We start from the raw sequence: 990 nt of genomic DNA, 5'->3' as shown, positions 1-990 counted from the left end.
AGCGCAAAGAGGGCGCTCATTAGTGGGTTCCTGCTGGTTCAAGGTTTGGCTCAACTGAGTGTGAAGCGTAAGGGCGGCGAATATGACGCAAGTTCCCCTGCGGTTCATGCCAGTACGTGCCTTCACGATAATCAAATGAAACCAGCCATGCTGCGCCGGTTCGTCCGTTGCGCATTGGTATAGCACGACCGCTTTTTGGTACTGATTGGTTAATTGCCATAGTCATCCCCTTGGTTCTATTTCTGACTCTATCTCTTTGCCTGTCTTTTCAACACTTCAGGCTCGGTGCATCCTGGTTATTCCCCAACAACAAGGATTCGGTTAATCTGGATATCCCCAACGACAATGTGTTTAAAAGCATGATTTCTGAAATTTCGGCCTCAGTGACAGCTATAAAAACCTCGCTTGATTTGCTCCGGGTTCTTGGTGATGCAAAAAGCGAATCTGAAATTCAAGCCGCAACACATGGGCTGCACCGGCAATTGACTGATTTACAAATAGAAAATTTACGCCTTGCGCAATTGCTCTCTTCTCAGTATGAAGAGATAACTTCTCTGAAGCGCGAATTGAGCAAAGCGGATAAAGAAAAACGAGAATTTGAACGCTACACGGAATACAAAACAGGAGCGGGGCATTTTATTTATGCTGTCAGGGACAGTCTCGATAATGATGGAACAGGCGAGCCCTACGCATGTCCACACTGCTATCATAAGGGTGCAATATCCTTTCTTCAGGCGCTGTACACTGATAAAAATGATATTTTTCATAAGGCAAAGTGTCCTTCGTGTAGTAACGTTTTTCGCATGGAGAAAAATGAGGATCGCGTAACACCTCAAACCATGAGTGATATTGGAAAATTAATGGGCGGTGGCTCTTTTAGTTGAGCGAGGCCTATTGTGGATACCCAGATTCTTAAAGAGCTAAGCGTCCAGTAGGGCGCTTTTTTTATGTCTGTTATTTCGCCCTTATCGCCAGGCTGGCGGAACGTTT

General features: G+C 45.6%; 2 protein-coding genes. One reads left to right on the top strand and one right to left on the bottom strand.

The features are described 5' to 3' along the window. Positions 1–19 precede the first annotated feature (19 nt). Positions 20–220, bottom strand: coding sequence for a hypothetical protein (locus M977_RS23805; RefSeq protein WP_064519653.1), 201 nt, complete (start codon positions 218–220; stop codon positions 20–22). 139 nt (positions 221–359) lie between these two features. On the opposite strand from M977_RS23805, the gene M977_RS23800 reads away from it, so the two are divergent. Continuing rightward, positions 360–884 carry a hypothetical protein gene (locus tag M977_RS23800; protein WP_064519650.1) on the top strand — a complete coding sequence of 175 codons (525 nt, stop codon included), beginning with the start codon at positions 360–362 and terminating at the stop codon, positions 882–884. Positions 885–990: the final 106 nt, after the last annotated feature.

The sequence above is a fragment of the Buttiauxella gaviniae ATCC 51604 genome (genome assembly GCF_001654835.1).
Taxonomy (GTDB): domain Bacteria; phylum Pseudomonadota; class Gammaproteobacteria; order Enterobacterales; family Enterobacteriaceae; genus Buttiauxella; species Buttiauxella gaviniae.
The sequence above is the reverse complement of the archived record's forward strand: the minus strand, read 5'-3'. Positions and strand labels throughout refer to the sequence as shown.